This is a genomic window from Serinicoccus chungangensis, from assembly GCF_006337125.1.
Lineage (GTDB): Bacteria > Actinomycetota > Actinomycetes > Actinomycetales > Dermatophilaceae > Ornithinicoccus > Ornithinicoccus chungangensis.
The window spans coordinates 156,137-176,070 of the sequence record NZ_CP040887.1 but is presented as its reverse complement, the minus strand read 5'-3'; the positions used below and the strand labels follow the sequence as shown (position 1 = coordinate 176,070).

General features: G+C 74.2%; 21 protein-coding genes. 10 read left to right on the top strand and 11 right to left on the bottom strand.

Features of this window, described 5'->3' with window-relative positions; all coding sequences use genetic code 11:
* Positions 1-48: 48 nt before the first annotated feature.
* The 4 genes from FHD63_RS00730 to FHD63_RS00715 are packed head-to-tail and all read right to left on the bottom strand — an operon-like array spanning position 49 to position 2,655.
* Positions 49-855: a tryptophan-rich sensory protein gene (locus FHD63_RS00730; RefSeq protein ID WP_139719288.1), complete on the bottom strand. Its 807-nt coding sequence runs from the start codon at positions 853-855 to the stop codon at positions 49-51.
* Positions 852-1,388: a pyridoxamine 5'-phosphate oxidase family protein gene (locus FHD63_RS00725; protein WP_139719286.1), complete on the bottom strand. Its 537-nt coding sequence runs from the start codon at positions 1,386-1,388 to the stop codon at positions 852-854. Before FHD63_RS00725 ends, FHD63_RS00730 begins: the two co-directional genes overlap by 4 nt.
* Entirely contained in the window at positions 1,385-2,119 is a 735-nt protein-coding gene (locus tag FHD63_RS00720; protein WP_139719284.1) for an anti-sigma factor, read from the bottom strand. The genes FHD63_RS00725 and FHD63_RS00720 overlap by 4 nt, the downstream gene beginning before the upstream one ends.
* The gene (locus FHD63_RS00715; RefSeq protein WP_139719282.1) at positions 2,116-2,655 is read right to left on the bottom strand and encodes a sigma-70 family RNA polymerase sigma factor; all 540 of its coding nucleotides are present in this window, start codon (positions 2,653-2,655) and stop codon (positions 2,116-2,118) included. The genes FHD63_RS00720 and FHD63_RS00715 overlap by 4 nt, the downstream gene beginning before the upstream one ends.
* 58 nt (positions 2,656-2,713) lie before the next feature.
* On the opposite strand from FHD63_RS00715, the gene FHD63_RS00710 reads away from it, so the two are divergent.
* Complete coding sequence (locus FHD63_RS00710) at positions 2,714-3,988, top strand: class I SAM-dependent methyltransferase (protein WP_139719280.1); 1,275 nt, start codon at positions 2,714-2,716, stop codon at positions 3,986-3,988.
* A 16-nt stretch (positions 3,989-4,004) separates the two neighbouring features.
* Here FHD63_RS00710 and FHD63_RS00705 read toward each other — a convergent pair whose 3' ends face one another.
* Both FHD63_RS00705 and FHD63_RS00700 read right to left on the bottom strand, forming a co-directional pair.
* On the bottom strand, positions 4,005-4,766 hold the full coding sequence (locus FHD63_RS00705) for a class F sortase (RefSeq protein ID WP_139719278.1): 762 nt from the start codon (positions 4,764-4,766) through the stop codon (positions 4,005-4,007).
* A gap of 3 nt (positions 4,767-4,769) precedes the next feature.
* Positions 4,770-5,582 carry a DUF4397 domain-containing protein gene (locus tag FHD63_RS00700; protein WP_139719276.1) on the bottom strand — a complete coding sequence of 271 codons (813 nt, stop codon included), beginning with the start codon at positions 5,580-5,582 and terminating at the stop codon, positions 4,770-4,772.
* A gap of 218 nt (positions 5,583-5,800) precedes the next feature.
* Here FHD63_RS00700 and FHD63_RS00695 point away from each other — a divergent pair, with 218 nt between their 5' ends.
* Both FHD63_RS00695 and FHD63_RS00690 read left to right on the top strand, forming a co-directional pair.
* Positions 5,801-6,034: a hypothetical protein gene (locus FHD63_RS00695; RefSeq protein ID WP_139719275.1), complete on the top strand. Its 234-nt coding sequence runs from the start codon at positions 5,801-5,803 to the stop codon at positions 6,032-6,034.
* Between the two features lie 2 nt (positions 6,035-6,036).
* Positions 6,037-6,918 carry an FHA domain-containing protein gene (locus tag FHD63_RS00690; protein ID WP_139719273.1) on the top strand — a complete coding sequence of 294 codons (882 nt, stop codon included), beginning with the start codon at positions 6,037-6,039 and terminating at the stop codon, positions 6,916-6,918.
* Between the two features lie 27 nt (positions 6,919-6,945).
* Here FHD63_RS00690 and FHD63_RS00685 read toward each other — a convergent pair whose 3' ends face one another.
* Positions 6,946-7,647 carry a FadR/GntR family transcriptional regulator gene (locus FHD63_RS00685; protein WP_139719271.1) on the bottom strand — a complete coding sequence of 234 codons (702 nt, stop codon included), beginning with the start codon at positions 7,645-7,647 and terminating at the stop codon, positions 6,946-6,948.
* Between the two features lie 111 nt (positions 7,648-7,758).
* On the opposite strand from FHD63_RS00685, the gene eat reads away from it, so the two are divergent.
* Genes eat through FHD63_RS00655 form a run of 6 tightly spaced genes read left to right on the top strand, consistent with a single transcriptional unit; the run spans position 7,759 to position 14,422 of the window.
* On the top strand, positions 7,759-9,192 hold the full coding sequence (gene eat, locus FHD63_RS00680) for an ethanolamine permease (protein WP_139719269.1): 1,434 nt from the start codon (positions 7,759-7,761) through the stop codon (positions 9,190-9,192).
* Entirely contained in the window at positions 9,189-10,553 is a 1,365-nt protein-coding gene (locus FHD63_RS00675; RefSeq protein ID WP_139719267.1) for a glutamine synthetase family protein, read from the top strand. Before eat ends, FHD63_RS00675 begins: the two co-directional genes overlap by 4 nt.
* On the top strand, positions 10,550-11,353 hold the full coding sequence (locus tag FHD63_RS00670; protein WP_139719265.1) for a gamma-glutamyl-gamma-aminobutyrate hydrolase family protein: 804 nt from the start codon (positions 10,550-10,552) through the stop codon (positions 11,351-11,353). Before FHD63_RS00675 ends, FHD63_RS00670 begins: the two co-directional genes overlap by 4 nt.
* A complete protein-coding gene (locus tag FHD63_RS00665) occupies positions 11,350-12,714 on the top strand; it encodes an aldehyde dehydrogenase family protein (RefSeq protein ID WP_139719263.1) in 1,365 nt (454 codons plus the stop codon). Before FHD63_RS00670 ends, FHD63_RS00665 begins: the two co-directional genes overlap by 4 nt.
* 22 nt (positions 12,715-12,736) lie before the next feature.
* Positions 12,737-13,531: a 3-oxoacyl-ACP reductase gene (locus FHD63_RS00660; RefSeq protein ID WP_238705715.1), complete on the top strand. Its 795-nt coding sequence runs from the start codon at positions 12,737-12,739 to the stop codon at positions 13,529-13,531.
* Between the two features lie 39 nt (positions 13,532-13,570).
* On the top strand, positions 13,571-14,422 hold the full coding sequence (locus FHD63_RS00655; protein WP_139719261.1) for an Fpg/Nei family DNA glycosylase: 852 nt from the start codon (positions 13,571-13,573) through the stop codon (positions 14,420-14,422).
* A 31-nt stretch (positions 14,423-14,453) separates the two neighbouring features.
* On the opposite strand, the gene FHD63_RS00650 is transcribed toward FHD63_RS00655, so the two are convergent.
* The 4 genes from FHD63_RS00650 to FHD63_RS00635 all read right to left on the bottom strand — a co-directional run bounded on the left by FHD63_RS00650 (position 14,454) and on the right by FHD63_RS00635 (position 18,023).
* On the bottom strand, positions 14,454-16,037 hold the full coding sequence (locus FHD63_RS00650; RefSeq protein WP_139719259.1) for a copper resistance D family protein: 1,584 nt from the start codon (positions 16,035-16,037) through the stop codon (positions 14,454-14,456).
* Positions 16,038-16,040: 3 nt separating this feature from the next.
* On the bottom strand, positions 16,041-16,853 hold the full coding sequence (locus FHD63_RS00645) for a class F sortase (RefSeq protein WP_139719257.1): 813 nt from the start codon (positions 16,851-16,853) through the stop codon (positions 16,041-16,043).
* A 24-nt stretch (positions 16,854-16,877) separates the two neighbouring features.
* Entirely contained in the window at positions 16,878-17,654 is a 777-nt protein-coding gene (locus FHD63_RS00640) for a CHRD domain-containing protein (RefSeq protein WP_139719256.1), read from the bottom strand.
* A 186-nt stretch (positions 17,655-17,840) separates the two neighbouring features.
* Positions 17,841-18,023: a hypothetical protein gene (locus FHD63_RS00635; RefSeq protein WP_139719254.1), complete on the bottom strand. Its 183-nt coding sequence runs from the start codon at positions 18,021-18,023 to the stop codon at positions 17,841-17,843.
* 135 nt (positions 18,024-18,158) lie between these two features.
* On the opposite strand from FHD63_RS00635, the gene FHD63_RS15860 reads away from it, so the two are divergent.
* Positions 18,159-19,538, top strand: a complete 1,380-nt coding sequence (locus FHD63_RS15860) for an amidase (RefSeq protein WP_158296823.1) — start codon at positions 18,159-18,161, stop codon at positions 19,536-19,538.
* Positions 19,539-19,934 lie beyond the last annotated feature (396 nt).

The window sequence follows — 19,934 nt, the reverse complement described above, 5'->3', positions numbered from 1 at the left end:
GTTCGTGCCGTCGGCACGAACGGATTGCCCCGTGGGCCGGACCGGGGGTCAGGCGGTGCGGGGCCCACCTGCGGCGGGCCGCCGGGAGCGGGCCAGCGCCCACACCCCGACCGCCGCGACGAGCACGGCCGTGAGCGCGGCCGCGACGCCGACGACCTCGGAGCGCAGCTCGCCGGTCAGCCGGCCCGAGGCCACCCAGGCGGTGCCCCAGACGACGGCCGCGGCCAGGCCGAGCTGGAAGAGGCGCTGGTCGGTCCGGCGCAGCAGGAGGGTGGCGATGACGACCACGGCGGCGAGCACCGCGACGGTGACCCCGGTGGACAGGGCGCTGTCCGCCTCCACGCCCAGGCCGACCAGCCAGGAGGCGATGTTGGCGCAGGTGGCCACGCAGATCCAGCCGAGGTAGAGCCCGAAGGTCGCCGACACCCAGACGTCCGCCCCCAGGCCCTGCCGCGGCAGGCCGGCGGTGGCGCGCAGGACCAGGCCGAGCGAGACGACGATGCCGAGCATGACGAGCACCGAGACGAGGACCCACCCGGCGAAGACGACGAGCAGCCAGAGCCCGTTGAGGGCGATGGCCGCGGCGGCCGGCAGCCGCGTGGAGCGGGCCCAGCGCGACCCGGCGACGGCCGGGAGCCACTGCCACACGACATACCCCGTCAGTCCGAGGTAGATGACCGACCAGATGGAGAAGGCCGGGCCCTGCGGGGCGATGAGCGTCGCGCTGTCGGAGAAGAGGCCGCCACCCTGCGTCTCCATGCCGCCGCCGGCGACGAGCCCGGTGCCGATGAGCGTGCCGCCGACCCACAGGACGGCGGCCAGGGTCACCAGCACCTGCTGCGCGCGGGTGCTCACGGCAGGTCGACGACGGTCGGTCCGGCGTTCTCCTGGTCCCCCTTGCCGGTGATCATCTTGAGGGTGTCGACGGCCGTCCCGACGAGCGAGGTCCCGCCCCAGTACATGACGGTGTCGCCGTTGACCTTGAGCACGACGTTGTCCGGGTTGTCCGGGCCGCCCTCCATGAAGGCGTCGGCCCCCCTGGACCACAGCTGCTCCACCAGGTCGCGGTCCTCGATGACGGTGGCGCTCCCGGCGAGGGACACCCACGCCTTCGCCGAGGAGTAGGCGACGTTGACGTTGGGGTGCGCCCGCACGTCGGTCACCACGGCGCTGCTGGCCCGCACGAGGAAGAGCACGTCGCCGTCCTCCTCGTGCACCTGGGTCGACAGCGGCCGGCTGGTGAGGCGGCCGTCGCCGGAGCTGGAGTCGACGGTGGTGAGCATGGCGACGTCCATGGTGGACATGACCTCGTGGGCCTGCTTCACCGCCTCGGGGTCGGAGGTGACGGTCACCGGGTCGGACGGGCTGGAGTCGTGGTGCTCGGTCATGGGGATGCCTCTCGGTCGGTGCGGGTCGGGCGGTCGGGCAGGAGGGGGGTGGCGACGGATGGCGGGTCGTCGACCGCCGCCGAGGCCGTGCCGAGCTCTCCGCGCACGACGCTGCGGCCCCCGTGGGCGGGGTCGCCGTCGAGCTGCTCGCGGGAGATGTCGACGACGGGGTACTCGTCCAGGTCGACCGACGCCGGCAGGCTGAACTCGGCCGTCGTGCCGGAGATGACGCCGACGGTGACCATGCCGCTCACGTCGGGGCGCAGCAGCCAGACCTCGAGGTAGCCGTCGCCGGTGTCCGGCAGCTCCTCCAGCTGCACGCGCAGGCGCCGCTCCCCGTCGACGCTGACCACCTCCGCGGTGCCGTCGACGGCCTCGCCGGCGTCGGGCAGGTCCTCCAGCGTCGCGTCGGCGACCACGATCTCCTCGTCCTGCGGCCCGGCCCCCACCACCTCGGTGCCCACCCACGCCACCAGGGCGCCGGCTGCCGCGGCGGCGAGCAGGGACCAGCGACCGGGCCGGTGGCGCGCTCGGGCGCCCGTGGAGCGCCGACGGTGGGCGAGCTGGTCCTCGCCGGCCGTGCCGTCGCCCTCGATCTCGGCGCGGATGCGCTGCCACACCGCGTCCCCGGGCGCCTCGTCCAGGTCCCCGGCGCGCGCCAGCAGCTCCGCGGCGCGTTCCGGGGCGGAGCCGTCGGCGGGCCGGTCGGCATACCGCTCATCGTGGTTCATCGCGCACCTCCGAGGAGAGTTCGGAGCCGTGCCAGGGTTCGGTTCGTATGGGTCTTGACCGTGCCCAGCGGCAGGTCGAGCCGTTCGGCGATCTCCCGCTGCGTGAGGTCCTCCACGTAGGCGAGCAGGATGATGCGGCGCTGCGGGTCGCCGATGCGCTCCAGCTCCTCGTAGATGCTGAGCAGGTCGGTGCTGTCGGCCGCCGTCCAGGCGCTGCGGTCCGCGACGTCGGGCTGCTCCTGCGCGACCGGCGCCTGCCGCTGGCGGGTGCGCAGCTGGTCGGCGATGCGGCGCCGGGTGATGCCCACGAGCCACGCGCCGAGCGGGGCCGAGCCGCGGTCGTAGGTCGCCCGCCCCCGCCAGGCGGACACGAAGACCGCCTGGGTGACGTCGTCGGCGTCGTCCGGGCCCACGGCGCGTAGGGCGAGACCGTGCACGAGGCCGCCCCAGCGGCGGTAGGCACGCTCGAGCGCGTCCGGGTCGGCGTTCTCCCACGCCACGGCGATCGCGTTGTCATCGCCGTCCTCCACGCTCATGACGCAACCCTAGGCGACCCGCCGCGCGCCGGGAGCACGGTGTGATTAGGTCGAGGGTATGCCTGCACCTGTCGCCCCCCGCCTCGACGACCTGATCGCACCGCTGGCCGGCGGGCCGCTGCCGGTCCACCTCGTCGCCTGGGACGGCTCCACGGCGGGCGCCGACCCGCGGTCCCACCCGACCGTGCGGCTCACCAGCCCGCAGGCCCTGCGACGCCTCCTCTGGTCGCCCGGCGAGCTCGGAGCCGCCCAGGCTTTCGTCACCGGCGAGGTCGTCGTGGAGGGCGAGCTCGGGTCGGCGCTGACGCAGGTCCGGGACGAGCTCGTGCGTCGTGCCCCACGACCGACCCCGGCCCAGCGGGCCCGGGCGATCGCCGGCGTGGGCCTGCTCGCCAAGGACCTCGGCCTCCTCGGGCGACCGCCGGCGCCCCCGGCCTCCCAGGCGGTCGTCCGGGGACGCCTGCACAGCCTGACCCGCGACCGCGCCGCGATCAGCCACCACTACGACCTGTCCAACGACTTCTACGAGCTCGTCCTCGACGCGCAGATGGCCTACTCGTGCGCCTACGTCACCGCCGACGGGGCGGACCTGCTCCGCGGCCGGGAGGACGCGGCATACACCCTCGAGCAGGCGCAGTCGGACAAGCTGGAGCTGGTCTGCCGCAAGCTGGGCCTGCACACCCGGCCGGACCAGCGGCTGGCCGACGTCGGGTGCGGCTGGGGCTCGCTCACCCTGCACGCCGCCCGCGAGCACGGCGCGCGGGTCACCGCGGTCACCATCAGCCGGGAGCAGCAGGCCTTCGTGCAGGCCCGTGCCGGGGAGCAGGGGGTGAGCGACCTGGTCGACGTGCGGCTGCAGGACTACCGGGAGGTGCCCGAGTCCGGCTTCGACGCCGTGGCCTCGATCGAGATGGGCGAGCACGTGGGCGACCGCAACTACGCGACGTACGCCGAGACGCTGCACCGGCTGGCGGCCCCGGGCGCACCCGTGCTCGTGCAGCAGATGAGCCGGCCGGGCCGCAACCCCGGTGGGGGCCCGTTCATCGAGTCGTTCATCGCCCCGGACATGTCGATGCGTCCGGTCGGCGCGACCGTGCAGCTGCTGGAGCGGGCCGGGCTGGAGCTGCGCGGGGTCGAGGCGCTGCGTGAGCACTACGTCTGGACGATCCGCTCCTGGGAGGAGCGGCTGCGGCGACGTCGGGACGAGGTCGTCGAGCTGGTCGGGGAGGAGGTCACGCGGGTCTGGGAGCTCTACCTCGCGGGCGCGGCCTGGACCTTCGCGGCCGGCCGGATGGGCGTGGACCAGCTGGTCCTGCGGCGGCCCGGGGGCTGAGGCCCCGCCGCCGGGCTCAGGGCGCCGGAGTGGCGGTGATGACGAGGTTGTCGGTGTAGCTCCCGGCACGCTCGGACCACTCGCCGGTGCAGGTGATGAGCTGCAGGCGCTGCTCTCCCTCACGGTCGAAGAGGTCATCGACGGGGAGCTCCTTCTTGTCGGTCGTCCGCCGTGCGGTGACGACGTAGTCGAGCCGGGAACCGTCCTCACGGACGATGGTGACCGGGGTGCCCTGCTCGGCACTGTTGAGGGCGAGGAACGCCCCCGGCCCCTCCCGGTCGTCGACGTGGCCGGCGATGACCGCGGAGCCGTCCTCCCCCGGGGCCGGACCGTGCCGGTACCACCCGGCCCGGTCGGCGTCCTCGGGGATCTCCATGAGCCCGTCCCCGGTGACCCCGACCGCGTCCAGGGGCACGTCGAGACCGAGCGTGGGTGCCAGCAGCCGCGTGGGAGCGGGCTGCCGGGGCGCGGCGGCGGCCTCGACCGAGGCGTCCCGGACATCGGGTGGGGGCACGACGACCCGCGGGGCGGCCTGCCCCGCGGGTGCGTCGTCCCCTCCGCCCCCCGGTGGCGCCGCGGTGGGGACAGGGTCCACCGCGGCGCCCGGTGCTGCCGGACCGGTCGTGGGCGCCGGGGCGGGCGACCCGAAGTCGGCAGCAGCCGGGAGCGGTCCTCGCTGCAGGCCCCAGAGGGCCCCGACGACGACCGCGAGACTGAGGAGCAGGGCCGCCGCCGCGGCCGGCGAGAGCCGGCCGCGGCGGGGCTGGGTCCGGTGCAAGGGTCAGGCGACCTCGCGACGGACCAGGCGGCTGCCGGCGAGCACCGCGCCCGCAGCGCCGGCCATGAGGAGCACGGTGAGCACCCCGGTCGAGGTGGCGATGCCACCCTGGCCGGAGGGCACGCCGCCCGGGTCGCCGTGCAGGCCGTCGATGGTCTGCACCGCCAGGTCGAGGGTGCCCTCCTCGGCGGAGCCCCACGCGTAGACGATCGTGTTGGTGCCCTCGGCGAGGTCCAGGTCGGCCGGGCCGATGACGACGTCCTCGGTGCCCGCGAGCACCACGTCGGCCGACACGGTGCCGGCGTCGAGGCTCAGCACCTCCTCGTTGGGGTTGGTCAGGCCCTCGATCACCGGGCTGCCACCCGCACGGACGTCGACCGCCGGGGCGGCGGCGGCGTGCCGGACGGTGAGCCGGGACTGCCCGGCGTCCAGCGTGGAGGTGTCGTTGACGAAGGCGGACAGCATCGGGGTGCCGTCCTCGGCCAGGTGGGCGGCCAGGGTGAGGTTCGCACCGCCCGGCACCTCCAGACCCTCGGCGGAGATCGCCGGCTCGGCGGACTCCGGGTCGTCGCCGTCGGCGTAGACCTCCACGTCGTAGGTGCCCTCGGGCAGCATGAGGGGGTCGGTCAGCGTGCCCGGCGCGAAGTCGGGGACGGTCTCCTCGCCGTTGACGTAGACGTCGACCGTGAGGCCCGGTACGGCGTGCAGGACCGAGACCGTGGCCTCGTGCTCGTCCGCCATGGCCGGGGTGGCGAGGGCCGCCGTGCCGGCTCCGGCCAGCAAGGCCGCCGTGGTGGTCGCAGTGATCTTCCGCATGAGGGGTGCTCCTTCATCGCAGCTGGGGCAGACCTGTTCTGCCCTCACCCTCCACTACGTCCGGACACCCCGGTGCGGATTCAGCCTTTGTCCACAGTTTGTGCGAAAGCTGTGGAAGGCCTCCCGGATCCTGCGGTTGCGCGGCTCCCCGGCGCGGTCCATAGTGGAAAAACATTGAACACACATTGGACGTGTTCTCCGATCGCAAGGAGCTGAGCATGAGCGAGCAGCAGGGTCAGATGACCGGGTCGACGGGCGAGACGGTCTCGTGGACCGACCTCGGCAAGGAGATGTGGAACTACCTGACCGGGCAGGGTGCGGCCATCAACTACACGTTCCAGGACATGTCCGTCGAGGTGCCCCGGGACACCGGTGCCGACGCGCCGCGCGCCACCTGGAAGCTGGACGGCACGCTGCGCATCACCACCGAGGACCGCGAGCACCAGGGCTGAGCGTGGTGGAGCAGCTGCGGGTCGAGGCCGACCTCACGCTCACGGTGACGCCGCCGTCGTCGGTCGACGGCACGCAGGAGGATGGGCTGACGGCGCACATCAGGGGCACCGGGTCGCAGATCGAGGTGACGCTGGACCGCCTCGTCGGCCTTCCTCTGGGCATGGGTCGGCGACGTGCCGCCGACCTCGCCTCGGACGTCGGCAGCATGGCGGCCCAGGCCGGCCTGACCGTCGTCGTCTCGGGACCCGAGGGACCGGTCCTGGCGTTCGGTGACGTGCGTTCCCGGCTCCTGGACCGCGCCTTCACCGGGTCGCGGCACGTCGCGGTGCGGGACCGCAGGGCGGCCCTGCGCATGCTGCGGCGGTCCGGCGAGGCGGGTCCGTCGCTCGCCGACCTCACGCCCCCTGGCACCCCGTGGCCGCCCATCCCGGTCGTGCCCACCGGGAGACGGCGCCGGGTCACCACGACCCACGACCCGCTCGGCCGCGGCGAGCCCCGCCTCGTCTACTACCTGCCCCCCGGTCCGGAGCAGGGCAGCCCGAGGGAGACGGCATACCTGCGACGGGGCACGACCACGATCGGGTCGGACCCGGGCAGCGACGTCGTCGTCCCCGGCCTGGCGGCGCACCACGCCGAGGTGCGCCGCGACCCGTCCGTCGACGAGTACCTCGTGCACGCCGTCGACGGGGACGTGTCGGTCGCCGGGGCGGTCGTCGGCGAGGGCGTGGTCCTGCGTACCGGGGCCACGGTGACCTGCGGGGACCAGCGGTTCGTCTACGTCCGGGAGGAGTTCGCCGACCACGGTCGGCCCTACGGCGGGCGCGAGGGCGGGGAGTTCAGCCGCCAGCGGCCGCAGCGGCGCCCCGAGCACTACGAGCGCTGACGGGCCGGCGTCCGGGCCTCCCCCGGATCAGGACAGGAAACCGCGCAGCAGCGACGCCGTCCCCTCGAGGTGCTCACCCATCGCCTCCCGCGCCTCCGCCTGTCGGCCGGCCAGGACCGCCGCCACGACCGTCTCGTGCTGGTCGGTGGAGTGGGCGAGGTTGGGAGGCAGCAGCGGGATGCGATCGAGCATCCCGGTGACGCGATCCCGGACGTCGGCCACCACCCCGGCCAGGCTGGGCGAGCCGCTCAGCTCGGCCAGGGTGAGGTGCAGCCGGGCGTCGAGGGGTCGGTACTGCTCCACCCCGGCCGCGGCACAGTCCGCCGCGACGTCCCGCAGCCGCTGCCGCTCCTCGTCCGAGAGGTCCCGGGCGGCGGCCAGGCCGGCCGCCGCGGGTTCGACGATGGCCCGCAGCGTGAGCAGGTCGTCGACCTCCGCCGGGTCCAGCGCCCCCTCCCCCCGGCGTGGCGGCAGCGTCGGTGCGACGTGGGTGCCGCCGTACCTGCCGCGGCTCACCGTGACGTAGCCCGCCTTCTGCAGCTCGCCCAGGACCTCCCGCAGGGTGGTCCGGGAGACCCGCAGCGACTCGGCCAGCTCCCGCTCGGCCGGCAGCTTGGCCCCGGGCGGGAAGGTGCCCAGGTGCAGCAGCCGGAGCAGGTGCTCGGTCGTCTCCTCGAAGACGTTGCCGCTGCGCACCGGCCGCACCCACGGTGGCTCTGAGGAGGACATACGACCAAATCTAGGCTCCCGCACCCCTTGACGGGGTCGCCCGGACCGCACCAGACTCGACCCACACCAATGGACCACACCTGATCCATTGATCTCAGGGAGGGCTTCCCCATGGCCAAGCGCAGGGTCGACTACCAGAACGTCGCGGACGACTACCACCAGCATCGGCAGCTCAAGAAGGGGGCGGCCGGCTGGATCCTGCTGGCCGGCCTGGGGGTCAGCTACGTCATCTCCGGTGACTTCGCGGGCTGGAACTTCGGCATCGACGAGGGCGGATGGGGCGGTCTGCTCATCGCCACGGTGCTCATGGCCGTGATGTACACCTGCATGGTGCTGGGGCTGGCCGAGATGTCCTCGACCCTGCCCACCGCGGGCGCCGGCTACGGCTTCGCCCGGCGCGCGCTGGGCCCGCTCGGCGGTTACGCGACCGGCGTCGCCGTCCTCATCGAGTATGCCGTCGCTCCCGCCGCGATCGCGGTGTTCATCGGCGGCTACGTCGAGGCCCTGGGGCTGTTCGGGCTGACCAACGGCTGGCCGATCTACCTCGTCGCCTACCTCGTCTTCATCGGCCTGCACGTGTGGGGCGTGGGCGAGGCCCTCAAGGTGATGTTCGCCATCACCGCCATCGCCGTCGTCGCCCTGGTGGCCACGGTCGTCGGCCTGCTGCCGCACTTCCGGGTCGACAACCTCTTCGACATCACCGTGACCGACGCCGCCGGCGCCAGCGCCTTCCTGCCCTACGGCTTCGCCGGGGCGCTGGCCGCGCTGGTCTACGGCATCTGGTTCTTCCTGGCCGTCGAGGGGGTGCCGCTGGCCGCGGAGGAGACCTCCGACCCCAAGCGGGACATGCCCCGGGGGATCATCGTGGCGATGAGCATCCTGCTCGTCTTCGCCGCCTTCATGCTCCTGCTCGTGCCGGGGTCGGCGGGCGCGGAGACCGTCCGCGACTCGGACAACCCGCTGCCGCTGGCGCTGCGCACCGCGCTCGGTGACGACTCCGCGATCGCCGCCTTCGTCAACTACGCCGGGCTCGCCGGCCTCGTCGCGAGCTTCTTCTCCATCATCTACGCCTACTCCCGGCAGCTGTTCGCCCTCTCCCGGGCCGGCTACCTGCCGCGGGTGCTGTCGCTCACCGGTTCCCGCAAGACGCCGTGGGTGGGCCTCCTGGTCCCCGGCACCATCGGCTTCCTGCTCGCCGCCATCACCCAGAACGGCGCGCTGCTCATCAACATCGCCGTCTTCGGCGCCACCGTGTCCTACGTGCTGCTCAACCTCTCGCACATCGTGCTGCGCCGCCGCGAGCCCGACCTCGAGCGCGGCTACCGCACCCCGGGAGGTACGGTGACGACCGGCATCGCGCTCGTCCTCAGCGTCGTGGCCGTCATCGCCACCTTCGTCGTCGACATCCTGGCCGCCGGCATCACGGCCGCCGTCTTCGCCGGGTTCCTCGCCTACTTCTGGTTCTACAGCCGCCACCACCTCGTCTCCTCCGCCCCGGAGGAGGAGTTCGACCAGATCAGCTCAGCCGAAGGAGACCTGCGATGACCCACCCCCGCAGCGAGCGCATGCTCACCGTCGACCAGCTCCGGGCGGGGGTCGCCGACGAGAGCATCGAGACGGTCATCGTCGCGTTCACCGACATGCAGGGCCGGCTCCAGGGTAAGTACTTGCACGCCCCCTACTTCGTCGAGCACGCGCTGGGGCACGGGGTCGAGGGCTGCAACTACCTGCTGGCCGTGGACCCCGAGATGAACACCGTCGACGGCTACGCCATCTCCTCCTGGGAGGCGGGTTACGGCGACATGGAGTTCACCCTCGACACCGACACCATCCGCCGGGTGCCGTGGTTGGAGCGCACGGTGATGGTGCAGTGCGACCTCGCGCTCACCGACGGGTCCCCGGTCCCCATGTCGCCGCGCTCGATGCTGGCCTCGCAGGTCGAGCGGGCGGCGGGGCACGGGTGGTCGGCGGTCGCCGGCACCGAGCTGGAGTTCGTCGTCTACCGCGACTCCTACGAGGAGGCCTGGGCCAAGGGGTATACGGGTCTCACCCCGGCGAACCAGTACAACGTCGACTACTCCATCGTCGGCTCGGGCCGGGTGGAGCCGCTGCTGCGCCGGATCCGCAGCGACATGTACCAGGCCGGCATGACCGTGGAGTCGGCCAAGGGCGAGTGCAACTTCGGCCAGCACGAGATCGGCTTCCTCTTCGACGAGGTCGTCACCACGTGCGACAACCACAGCGTCTACAAGACCGGCGCCAAGATGATCGCCGCCCAGCTCGGTCAGTCCCTGACCTTCATGGCCAAGCCCAACGAGCGGGAGGGCAGCTCCTGCCACATCCACCTCTCGCTGCGCGGGCTGGACGGCTCGACGGTCTTCTGGGACGAGGGCGGGCGCACCGCGCTCTACGACCACTTCATCGCCGGGGTGCTCGCGACCATGCGCGAGTTCACCCTCTTCTACGCCCCCAACATCAACTCCTACAAGCGCTTCGCCCAGGGCTCCTTCGCCCCGACCGCCGTGGCGTGGGGGCAGGACAACCGCACCTGCGCGGTGCGCACCGTGGGCGAGGGCTCCGGCGCCCGCATGGAGAACCGCGTGCCCGGAGGGGACTGCAACCCCTATCTCGCGGTCGCGGCCATGATGGCCGGCGGGCTGCACGGGATCGAGCAGGAGCTCGAGCTGGAGCCGATGATGACCGGCAACGCCTACGAGTCCGACGCGCCGCTCGTGCCGCACACCCTCCGCGAGGCCCGCGACCTCTTCGCCGCCTCCGAGGTGGCCCGGGAGGCCTTCGGGCAGGAGGTGGTGGACCACTACGTCAACATGGCGGACATCGAGATCACCGCCTTCGACGCGGCCGTCACCGACTGGGAGCTGCGGCGGGGGTTCGAGCGCCTGTGACCGACCGCCCACGGATCGGGCTGACCACCTACTACAAGGAGGCGGCCTGGGGAGTCTGGCGACGGCCCGCGGCGATCGTGCCGGCCGTCTACGTGGAGGGGGTCGCCGCCGCCGGTGGCACGCCGTTGCTGCTGCCACCCGTGGGGTCCGACCCCTCGGTGCTCGACGTGCTCGACGGACTGGTCCTCATCGGCGGGGCGGACGTCGACGCCGCGCAGTACGCCGGCACACCCCACCCGAGCACCGCGCCCGAGCCGGTGCGCGACGCCCCCGAGCTCGCGCTGGCGCGCGCGGCGCTGGAGCAGGGGGTGCCGCTGCTCGCGATCTGCCGCGGGGTGCAGGTGCTCAACGTCGCCCTCGGCGGCACCCTCGACCAGCACCTGCCGGACCGGCTGGGGCACACGGCATACCAACCGAGCCCGGGGGTGTTCGGGGAGGTCACCTTCCGCACCGAGCCCGGCTCCCGGATCGCCGAGGTCCTCGGGCCGCAGGCGGCCTCACCGTGCTACCACCACCAGGGGGTCGACCGGGTCGCGGACGGTCTGGTCGTCACCGCCCGCTCGGCCGACGGGGTGGTGCAGGCGCTGGAGCCCACCGACTCCCCCGGCTGGGCGCTGGGCGTGCAGTTCCACCCCGAGGAGAACCCCGCGGACCGGCGCCTCTTCCACGCCCTGGTCCACCAGGCCGCCACTCGCACCACCGCCCGCCCGGACCCCCGACGTGGAGAGAGCACCCCGGGGGACGGGCACCAGAAAGCGATGTCCAGAACCGCAGCAGGAGAGGAGAGATCGACCGCATGAGCACCACCACCGACGTCGTCGACCCGGCTACCGAGGAGGTCATCACCACCCTCGAGCTCGCCGACGAGGAGCGGACCGACGCCGCCATCGAGGCGGCCCACCGGGCCTACCAGACCTGGCGCGAGGTGAGCCCCGCCGACCGCGCCCGGCTGCTGCGGCGCTTCTCGGCGGTCGTCGACGACCACGTCGAGGAGCTGGCCCGGCTCGAGGTCGCCAATGCCGGCCACACCATCGGCAACGCGCGCTGGGAGGCGGGCAACGTCCGCGACGTGCTCGCCTACTACGCCGGTGCGCCGGAGCGGCCCGGCGGCGAGACCATCCCGGTGGACGGCGGCGTCGCGATGACCTTCGCCGAGCCGCTCGGGGTGGTGGGGGTCATCGTGCCCTGGAACTTCCCCATGCCGATCGCCGGCTGGGCGATCGGTCCGGCGCTGGCCGCGGGCAACACGGTCGTGCTCAAGCCGGCCGAGCTGACCCCGCTCACCGCGCTGCGGCTGGCCGAGCTCGCCATCGAGGCCGGGATCCCCGAGGGCGTCCTGCAGGTCCTCCCCGGCGCCGGGTCGGTCGTCGGCGAGCGCTTCGTCACCCACCCGCTCGTCCGCAAGGTGGTCTTCACCGGTTCGACGGCCGTCGGGAAGCGCGTCATGGCCGGGTGCGCCGACCAGGTCAAGCGGGTGACCCTCGAGCTCGGCGGCAAGAACGCCAGCATCGTCTTCGCCGACGCCGACCTCGACGCGGCCGCCGCGGCCGCTCCCGGCGGGGCCTTCGACAACGCCGGCCAGGACTGCTGCGCCCGGTCGCGGCTGCTGGTGCAGGAGGAGGTGCTGGACGCCTTCCTCGAGCGGCTCGAGCCGGCGGTGCACGGCTTCGTGTGCGGCCCTCCGGGCGACTCCGCGAGCGGCATGGGCCCGCTCATCTCCGCGACCCAGCGGGAGACGGTCGCCGGCTACGTGCGGGACGCCGAGGTGCTCCTGCAGGGCAGCGCCCCGGACGGGCCGGGCTTCTGGCACCCGCCCACCGTGCTGCGCACGCGGTCCGAGGACGACCCTGCCTTCACCGAGGAGATCTTCGGACCGGTGATCTCGGTGCTGCCGTTCCGTGACGAGCAGGACGCGCTCCGCATCGCCAACGACACGGCCTACGGGCTCGCCGGCTCGATCTGGACGCGTGACGTCGGCCGGGCGCTGCGGGTCGCGCGCCGGCTCGAGGCGGGCAACCTCGCCGTCAACAGCCACAGCTCGGTCCGCTACAACACCCCCTTCGGAGGCTTCGGGCAGTCCGGGCTCGGGCGCGAGCTCGGCCCGCACGCGCTGGAGTCCTTCACCGAGACCAAGACCGTCTTCATCGCCACCGGCGACTGACCTACCAGGAAGCAGGCACGACATGATCACGAGCATCGACCTGACCCAGCGCCTGGCCGGCCGGGTCGCCGTCGTCACCGGGGGCGCCAGCGGCATCGGCCTGGCCTCCGCCCGCCGCCTGGCCGCCGAGGGCGCCCACGTCGTCCTGGCGGACATCTGCGAGGAGTCCGTGGGCGACGCCCTGGCGCAGGACCTCGGCGGGCTCTTCGTCCGCACCGACGTCACCGACGCCGAGCAGGTGGAGCGGTTGTTCGCCACCGCCAAGGAGACCTACGGCAGCGTCGACATCGCCTTCAACAACGCGGGCATCTCGCCGCCGGAGGACGACTCGATCCTCACCACCGACCTGGAGGCCTGGCGGCGGGTGCAGGAGGTCAACCTCACCAGCGTCTACCTGTGCTGCCGGGCTGTGCTCCCGCACATGCTCGAGCAGGGGCGCGGGTCGATCATCAACACGGCCTCCTTCGTGGCGGTCATGGGAGCGGCGACCTCGCAGATCTCCTACTCCGCGTCCAAGGGCGGGGTGCTGTCGATGACCCGCGAGCTCGGCGTGCAGTTCGCCCGCGAGGGCATCCGGGTCAACGCGCTGTGCCCCGGGCCGGTCGACACCCCGCTGCTGACCGAGCTCTTCGCCTCCGACCCCGAGCGGGCGCAGCGGCGCCTGGTGCACGTGCCCATGGGCCGCTTCGGCCGGCCCGAGGAGATGGCGGCGGCCGTGGCCTTCCTCGCCAGCGACGACAGCTCGTTCATGACGGCGTCCGAGTTCCTCGTCGACGGAGGCATCAGCTCGGCCTACGTCACGCCGCTCGCCCCCTGAGCGCAGGGGGGCGAGGAGGCTGACGCCTACGCTCGACCCATGGCCGAAGGTCACGCCGTCCACGGGATGGCTGCGCGGGTGCGCCAGCTGGTCGGCCAGCCCGGGCGCTCCTCGGGGCCGCCGAGCGAGGCCTTCGACCCGGTCGTCTTCGACGGCCTGGCGGTCCGGGACGCCGAGGCGCACGGCAAGCACCTGCTCGTGCGCGTGGCCGGCTCCCCGTCGACGGGGCACCTCCACCTCGGTATGCACGGTCGCGTCTCGGTGCGCCGCCACCGGCGGGCCCTCGGCGCGGACGGTCTGCCCCGGACCGACCCGCCGGTGCCGGAGGGTCTGGCCTGGAGGTTCGTCACGGCCGCCTTCCTGCTCGAGGTGACCCGACCGACCATCTGCGAGGTGCTGGACGACGACGGGGTGGCGGCGCTGCACGACCGGCTCGGCCCGGACCCCCTGCGGGACGACGCCGACCCCGAGGCGGCCGTCGCGCGCCTGCACCGCTCACGACGGGCGCTCGGACTGCTGCTGCTCGACCAGGGCGTGGTCTCCGGGATCGGCAACGTCTATCGGGCCGAGCTCCTGTGGCGCGCCCGGATCGACCCGCACTCCCCCGGCCGGGCGGTCCCGACCGAGGCGCTGGCGGCGCTGTGGCAGGACGCGATCGACCTCATGACGGTCGGGCTCGGGGCGGGCTGGATCATCACCGACCCCCGGCAGCTCGGCGACGCGCGCGACCTGCTCACCAACGGGGCGTCCGTGCCCCGCTGGCGCCGGCGCTACGCCGTCTACCTGCGCCGGGGCCGGCCCTGCCCGCGCTGCGGCGAGACGGTCCGCGCCGAGCGGATGGGGCTGCAGACGGCCTACTGGTGCCCCGGGTGCCAGGTGCTGCACGGCTGAGGGTCGGTCTGCCGCCAGATCCCGCCCGGGGTCAGGGGGCCGCGCGGACGAGGAGGGTGTCGGCGAAGCCGGGGGCCTCCGCCCCGTCGGGTCGGCTGACGAAGGCGTAGTCGCCCGCCCGGTCGGGCGCGGCGAAGGTGACGAAGGTCCGGGCCGGGACGTCGACGTCGAAGGCGCCGCCGTCGTCGGGGCCGTCCGCGGTGATGGTGGCGGCGGCGTCGCTGCTGTTGTAGACGGTCACCCGCTGGCCGGGTCGGACGCCCGCGGTGACGTGGAAACGCTCGTCGTCGACGAGGACGGTGACGGACAGGTCGCCGTGGTCGTGGCCGCTCATGTCCTCGACGAGGGGCTCCTCGACGGGGCCGTCCTCGGTCGCCGGGTCCTCGGCCGGGCCCTGCGGGTCGTCCTGCCCCTCGCGCGCGCCCGACGTCTCGTCCCGGGCCCCGGGGTCCTGGGGCGCCGCGGCCTGAGCACCCTCCTCCGGGGTGGGCGACGAGGCGGGGGCCGGGGAGGAACCCAGGGCCACCGAGACCGCGACCGTCACCGTCATCAGGGCGACCTCCACGGCCCCCAGGCGCACGAACGCCCGGGGCCTCCCTGCCGCCAGCGCCGGGATGGTGGCCCGGCGGTGCTGCGCTCCGAGCAGGGCGAGGACGACCAGCAGCAGGCTCTTGACGGCCAGCAGCTGGACCCACCCCTCACCCGCCCACGCCCAGGACGGCGCGCCCGCGACCAGCAGGGCCGATGCCACGCCGGACAGCAGGAGCAGCAGCACGCAGCCCAGGGCCAGGGCGCTGAAGCGGCGCACCGCCTGGACGCTCTCGACGCGGCCGCGCCCGTGCAGCAGCAGGGCCGCCAGACCGCCCACCCACAGGCTGGCGGTGAGCACGTGGACCGCCAGGGCCAGGACGGCGGGCACGTGGTTGTCGGCCGCGGCGGAGTGACCGTCGAGCACGACCGGCACCAGGACCGCGCCGCACGCGGCAGCCAGGAGCACCCCCGCCGCCGGGCGGATCCCGGGGGATCGCCACCGCAGCAGCGCCGCGGCGCCGACCGCGACCAGCAGGAGCAGGGCCATGACGGCGAGCGTGGCCCGACCGACCGGCAGGGCGGTCAGCACCGCCACCACGGACTGGACCGAGAGCCGCCACACCGGCACCCCGTAGACGGTGCTCGCCGTCAGCACCAGGGCCACCGTCGCGGCGGCCAGCCAGCCCGCCGCCGTCCAGGAGGCCCCGCGCAGCGACCGGAGGGACCCGGGCGAGGGCCGCCCGGCTGCCTGGGGCGCGAGCACCGCCGAGAAGAGGAGCTGGCCGATGGTGAGGACGGCCAGCACCCGGACCACGAGGTCGGTCACGGGAAGTCCCCAGCCGGTCAGGGCCCCGGCGTCGGGCAGGTCGCCGGGAGGCGGCGTCGGTGCACCCCCACCCACGAGGAGGGCCGCCACGAGGACGACCACCGGCACCGCGACGGCGGTCGCGACCGCGGCCCTCGACCGAGGTCGCCCCGGTGCTGCCGGAGGGACCGGCGGCGGGAGCGGGCGGGCGAGGTCACGCTCCTCGACCGCGGCGCCCCGGCGGTCGGTGGAGGGCCGTTCCAGGGGGGACAGGGCCATCGCTCACGCCTCGCGGGCGAAGACGATGATGTTGTCGTCGTAGTGGCCGGTGGTGTCGGAGAAGGTGCCGCCGCAGGTGATGAGGCGGAGCTCGGGTCCGGGGGTGTTGCCGTAGACGCGGGCGGTGGGGAAGGAGTCCTTGGGGTACTGCTGGAGGTCGTAGATCTCGAAGGTCGCGGTGCTGCCGTCGGCGCGGGAGACCTCGACGGTGTCGCCGACCTGGAGGCGGGCGAGGTCGAAGAAGACGGAGGGGCCGGCGGCGCCGCTGACGTGGCCGAGGATGACGGCGGGGCCGTCCTGGCCGGGGCGGGGGGAACCGTCGTACCAGGCGGCGGTGTCGTAGTCGTCTCCCTGGGGGACCTGCAGGGCGCCGTCGGGGTCGAGACCGAGGTGCAGCAGGTGGGAGGTCACGCCGATGGTGGGCAGGGAGACCGAGGCGGGTTCGGCGACCGGCGCGACGTCCTCGGCGGCGTCGTCAGAGGAGGCGGAGTCGTCGCCGTCGGCGGCCCGCGCCGGGGGATCCGCCGGCGACACGGGGCCCGGGTCGGCCCGACCCGGGTCGTCGGACCCGGTGGTGGGCTCGGAGGACGGGGGCGCCGGCGTCGGCGCGGTGGAGCCCGGCTGCGGGCTCGGGGACCGCGTGGCCGAGGCACCCTCGGCCAGGGTCGGGGGTGCCGGCGAGGGCGCGGGACCGGCCCCGACCGCCACGGCGGTGCCGCCCCCGAGCATGAGCACGAGGGCGGCCACCGTGGGGAGGACAGGGCCGCGACGCCGGGCAGCACGGTGCGCGCCCGGCCGCCCGACGTCGTCAGTCATCAGCTGGTCCTCAGCAGCTCTGGGTCAGCTCTGGTCGGCGCTGCGGCGACGCGACACGAGCAGCGCACCACCCGCGGCGAGGGCCACACCACCGGCGGCGATCAGACCGAGGTTCTGACCGTCGACGGGAGCCTGACCGGTCTCGACACCACCACCGGGGACGCCACCCATCTGGGAGACCTCGACGACGCCGCACAGCGCGGGGTCGGTCGCCTCACCGGGCAGCGAGGGGTCCAGGTCGGACATGCCGCGGTCGCCCTCGTCGTAGGCGCCGCTGCCGTCGTGGTCCACACCGTGGACGACGACGACGGCCTCACCGTCGGCGAGCGCGTCCGCGGTCTCCTGGTCGACCTCGACCCCACCGCGGGAGTAGCTGACGTCGTCACCGACACCGAAGCGGTCGACCGCCAGGCCCGAGTCCGGGCTGGTGTCGCCCTCGGTGGTCAGCGAGACCTTGATGCCACCGTAGGACGGGGCACCCTCGGTCGTGGTGAGGAAGCCGTCGCCGTCCGCGTCGTCCTCGGCCGTGGGGCACATGTTGGCCGCGTCCCCGGCGTAGTGGATGTGCGCGGCGTGCGGGGCGTCCGCCAGCAGGCCCTGGTAGGCGAGGGTGAAGTCCAGCGTGGTGCCGTTCATCGTGATCATGGCCGAGCCCGAGCCGGGCGCGTCGTTGACGGGGACCGGCTGCAGGTCAGCCATGCCCTCACCGGCGGCGGACGAGGCCAGCGCCGGGGCCGCGGTCATCATGAGGACAGCCGCACCGGCGGCCGGGACGGCGAGAAGCTTGCGAGAGAGGTTCATCGAGACATTCCTTCTGTTCGGCCCGCAGCACGGCATCGTGCGCGCCTACAGGCGGTGGTCACCCCCGATAGCAGGGGCTGCAGGAGGCATTCGGTGCTGACCGCCGGTGCGGATTGGACCGGCTCGAAGTTTTTTTCGCCGGTGCTGCACGCAGGTCTCGTCGGGACGGTCCGGCGCGCCCGGGTCTCAGTCCTGCGGGTCGTGCGGGCCGGGCCCCTTCGGCGCCTCGTCCGGACGGTGCGGGTCCGGGTCGTCGTGCCTGGCCGGGTCGGACGCCGGCGGCGGACCGGGGCTCTTCGGGCTCGTCGGGGCGTCCTCGTGCGGGACGGGGTCGGAGGGACGGCCGGGCTCGGTGCTCTCGGTGCTCATGTCAGCTCCCCTGAGAAGGGCGGTGGGTGGTACGGCATCTCCGACCGTACTCCCGCGCCGGGCCGCGCGCGGGCTGGAGCACCACCCCGCCCGGTGCACCGGGCGGCAGGCGCGGGGACCGGCTACCGTCGGCGCATGACCGACCCCTCCCGCACGGCGGCGGCCCTCGCCACGGCGTATGCCGACGGCTCGCTGTCTCCGACCGACGTCGTGGCGCACGTCCAGCAGGTGGTCGACGAGAAGGAGGGGCAGCTCAACGCGTTCGCGGTCCGCGACGCCGTGGACGCCACGCTCGAGGAGGCGGCGGCGTCGGCACGCCGCTGGGAGCAGGGGCGTCCGCTCGGCCCGCTGGACGGCATACCCGTGACGCTCAAGGAGAACCTCGCCCGCGCGGGCGTGCCGATGACCATGGGCTGCGCCGGCGTCACCCCGGTCGCCCCGGAGGTCGACTCACCGGTCGCCCGCCGCTGCCGCGAGGCGGGGCTGGTCGTCCTCGGGTCCACCGTCATGCCGGACTGGGGCATGCTCTCCTCCGGCGTGTCCAGCCGGCACGGCATCACCCGGTCGCCCCTCGACCCGTCCTGGACGACCGGTGGGTCCAGCTCCGGCGCGGGCGCCGCGGCGGCGGGCGGCTACGGCCCCCTGCACGTCGGGACCGACATCGGCGGCTCCATCCGGCTGCCCGGCACGTGGCTGGGCCTGGCCACGCTCAAGCCGAGCGCCGGCCGGATCCCGCTGCACTCGCCCTACCTCGGCCGGGTCGCCGGACCCATGGCCCGCACGGCCCGCGACTGCGCCCTGCTCCTGTCCGTGCTCGCCGGGCCGGACCCGGCGGACTGGACGTCGCTGCCCGAGCAGCGCGAGCCCTGGGAGGACCTCGACCTCGACGTCCGGGGGCTGCGCGTCGCGGTGTGGACGCGGGCCGGGTACGGAGTGGAGCCGGACCCCGAGGTCGTCGCCGCGGTGGAGGGGGCGGCGGGGCGGCTCGCCGACGGGGGTGCCGAGGTGAGCACGGTCGGTCCGTGGCTGACCCAGGACGTGCTCGACGGGGTCAACCTGTTCTGGCAGGCGCGCTCGTGGGCGGACTTCGCGCGGCTCGACCCGCAGGCGCAGGGCCGGGTGCTGCCCTACATCGCGGACTGGGTCAGCCGGGCGAGCGACCTCACGGGCACGGAGGTCATGGACGCCTACCACTGCTTCGCCGAGGTCCAGAGCCGCACGGTCGCCGCCTGGGCGGCCGCGGGCGACCCGGACGTGCTGCTCTCGCCGGTCGCGCCCGGGGTGGCGTTCCCCGCCGAGCAGCCGATGCCCTATCCCGACGACGGTCGTGGCATGTGGCACATCAACTTCACCATGCCGTGGAACATGACCGGCCAGCCGGCCGGGACCGTCGACACCGCCCGGACCGCCGAGGGGAAGCCGGTGGGCGTGCAGGTCGTCGGCCGGCCCTTCGACGACCTCGGCGTGCTGCGGGTCATGCACGCGCTGGAGACCGGCCGGCACACCCCGGGCTGACCGGCGTCCCGGGGCGACCCCGGCCCCCGCGTCGACGCGCCCGCCGTCAGGGTGGGCGGCGCGCCAGTGCTCGACCACGACGTCCGGCGGGAGGGGCTCGACCGCGTCGACGCCCAGCCAGCAGGGCCCCGGGTCCGCGCCCTGGAGCCGGGCCAGGCCGGCGGCGCGGGTGACCCGCACCTGAGCGCCGCTCGCCGGGTCGTCCGCCCCCGTCCCGCGGGACGGTCCGGGGGGGTCCACCTGCGCCGGCCACGGGGACCAGGGCAGCCGGTGCACCCAGACCGGCCGCTGCAGCCGCACCTCGGCCCGCGCCCGGGAGAGGACCGATGCAGGTGGCTGGCCCAGGTGCACGCGCGGATCCGTCACCCCCTGGACCGTCGTCACGTCGGTCCCGGT

Bases quoted from the DNA above. Each gene is read 5' to 3' on its own strand.
- FHD63_RS00725 (WP_139719286.1), bottom strand. From the start codon at position 1,388: ATGACCGAGCACCACGACTCCAGCCCGTCCGACCCGGTGACCGTCACC.
- FHD63_RS00720 (WP_139719284.1), bottom strand. From the start codon at position 2,119: ATGAACCACGATGAGCGGTATGCCGACCGGCCCGCCGACGGCTCCGCC.
- FHD63_RS00715 (WP_139719282.1), bottom strand. From the start codon at position 2,655: ATGAGCGTGGAGGACGGCGATGACAACGCGATCGCCGTGGCGTGGGAG.
- FHD63_RS00710 (WP_139719280.1), top strand. From the start codon at position 2,714: ATGCCTGCACCTGTCGCCCCCCGCCTCGACGACCTGATCGCACCGCTG.
- FHD63_RS00700 (WP_139719276.1), bottom strand. From the start codon at position 5,582: ATGCGGAAGATCACTGCGACCACCACGGCGGCCTTGCTGGCCGGAGCC.
- FHD63_RS00695 (WP_139719275.1), top strand. From the start codon at position 5,801: ATGAGCGAGCAGCAGGGTCAGATGACCGGGTCGACGGGCGAGACGGTC.
- FHD63_RS00685 (WP_139719271.1), bottom strand. From the start codon at position 7,647: ATGTCCTCCTCAGAGCCACCGTGGGTGCGGCCGGTGCGCAGCGGCAAC.
- eat (WP_139719269.1), top strand. From the start codon at position 7,759: ATGGCCAAGCGCAGGGTCGACTACCAGAACGTCGCGGACGACTACCAC.
- FHD63_RS00675 (WP_139719267.1), top strand. From the start codon at position 9,189: ATGACCCACCCCCGCAGCGAGCGCATGCTCACCGTCGACCAGCTCCGG.
- FHD63_RS00665 (WP_139719263.1), top strand. From the start codon at position 11,350: ATGAGCACCACCACCGACGTCGTCGACCCGGCTACCGAGGAGGTCATC.
- FHD63_RS00660 (WP_238705715.1), top strand. From the start codon at position 12,737: ATGATCACGAGCATCGACCTGACCCAGCGCCTGGCCGGCCGGGTCGCC.
- FHD63_RS00655 (WP_139719261.1), top strand. From the start codon at position 13,571: ATGGCCGAAGGTCACGCCGTCCACGGGATGGCTGCGCGGGTGCGCCAG.
- FHD63_RS00650 (WP_139719259.1), bottom strand. From the start codon at position 16,037: ATGGCCCTGTCCCCCCTGGAACGGCCCTCCACCGACCGCCGGGGCGCC.
- FHD63_RS00645 (WP_139719257.1), bottom strand. From the start codon at position 16,853: ATGACTGACGACGTCGGGCGGCCGGGCGCGCACCGTGCTGCCCGGCGT.
- FHD63_RS00640 (WP_139719256.1), bottom strand. From the start codon at position 17,654: ATGAACCTCTCTCGCAAGCTTCTCGCCGTCCCGGCCGCCGGTGCGGCT.
- FHD63_RS00635 (WP_139719254.1), bottom strand. From the start codon at position 18,023: ATGAGCACCGAGAGCACCGAGCCCGGCCGTCCCTCCGACCCCGTCCCG.
- FHD63_RS15860 (WP_158296823.1), top strand. From the start codon at position 18,159: ATGACCGACCCCTCCCGCACGGCGGCGGCCCTCGCCACGGCGTATGCC.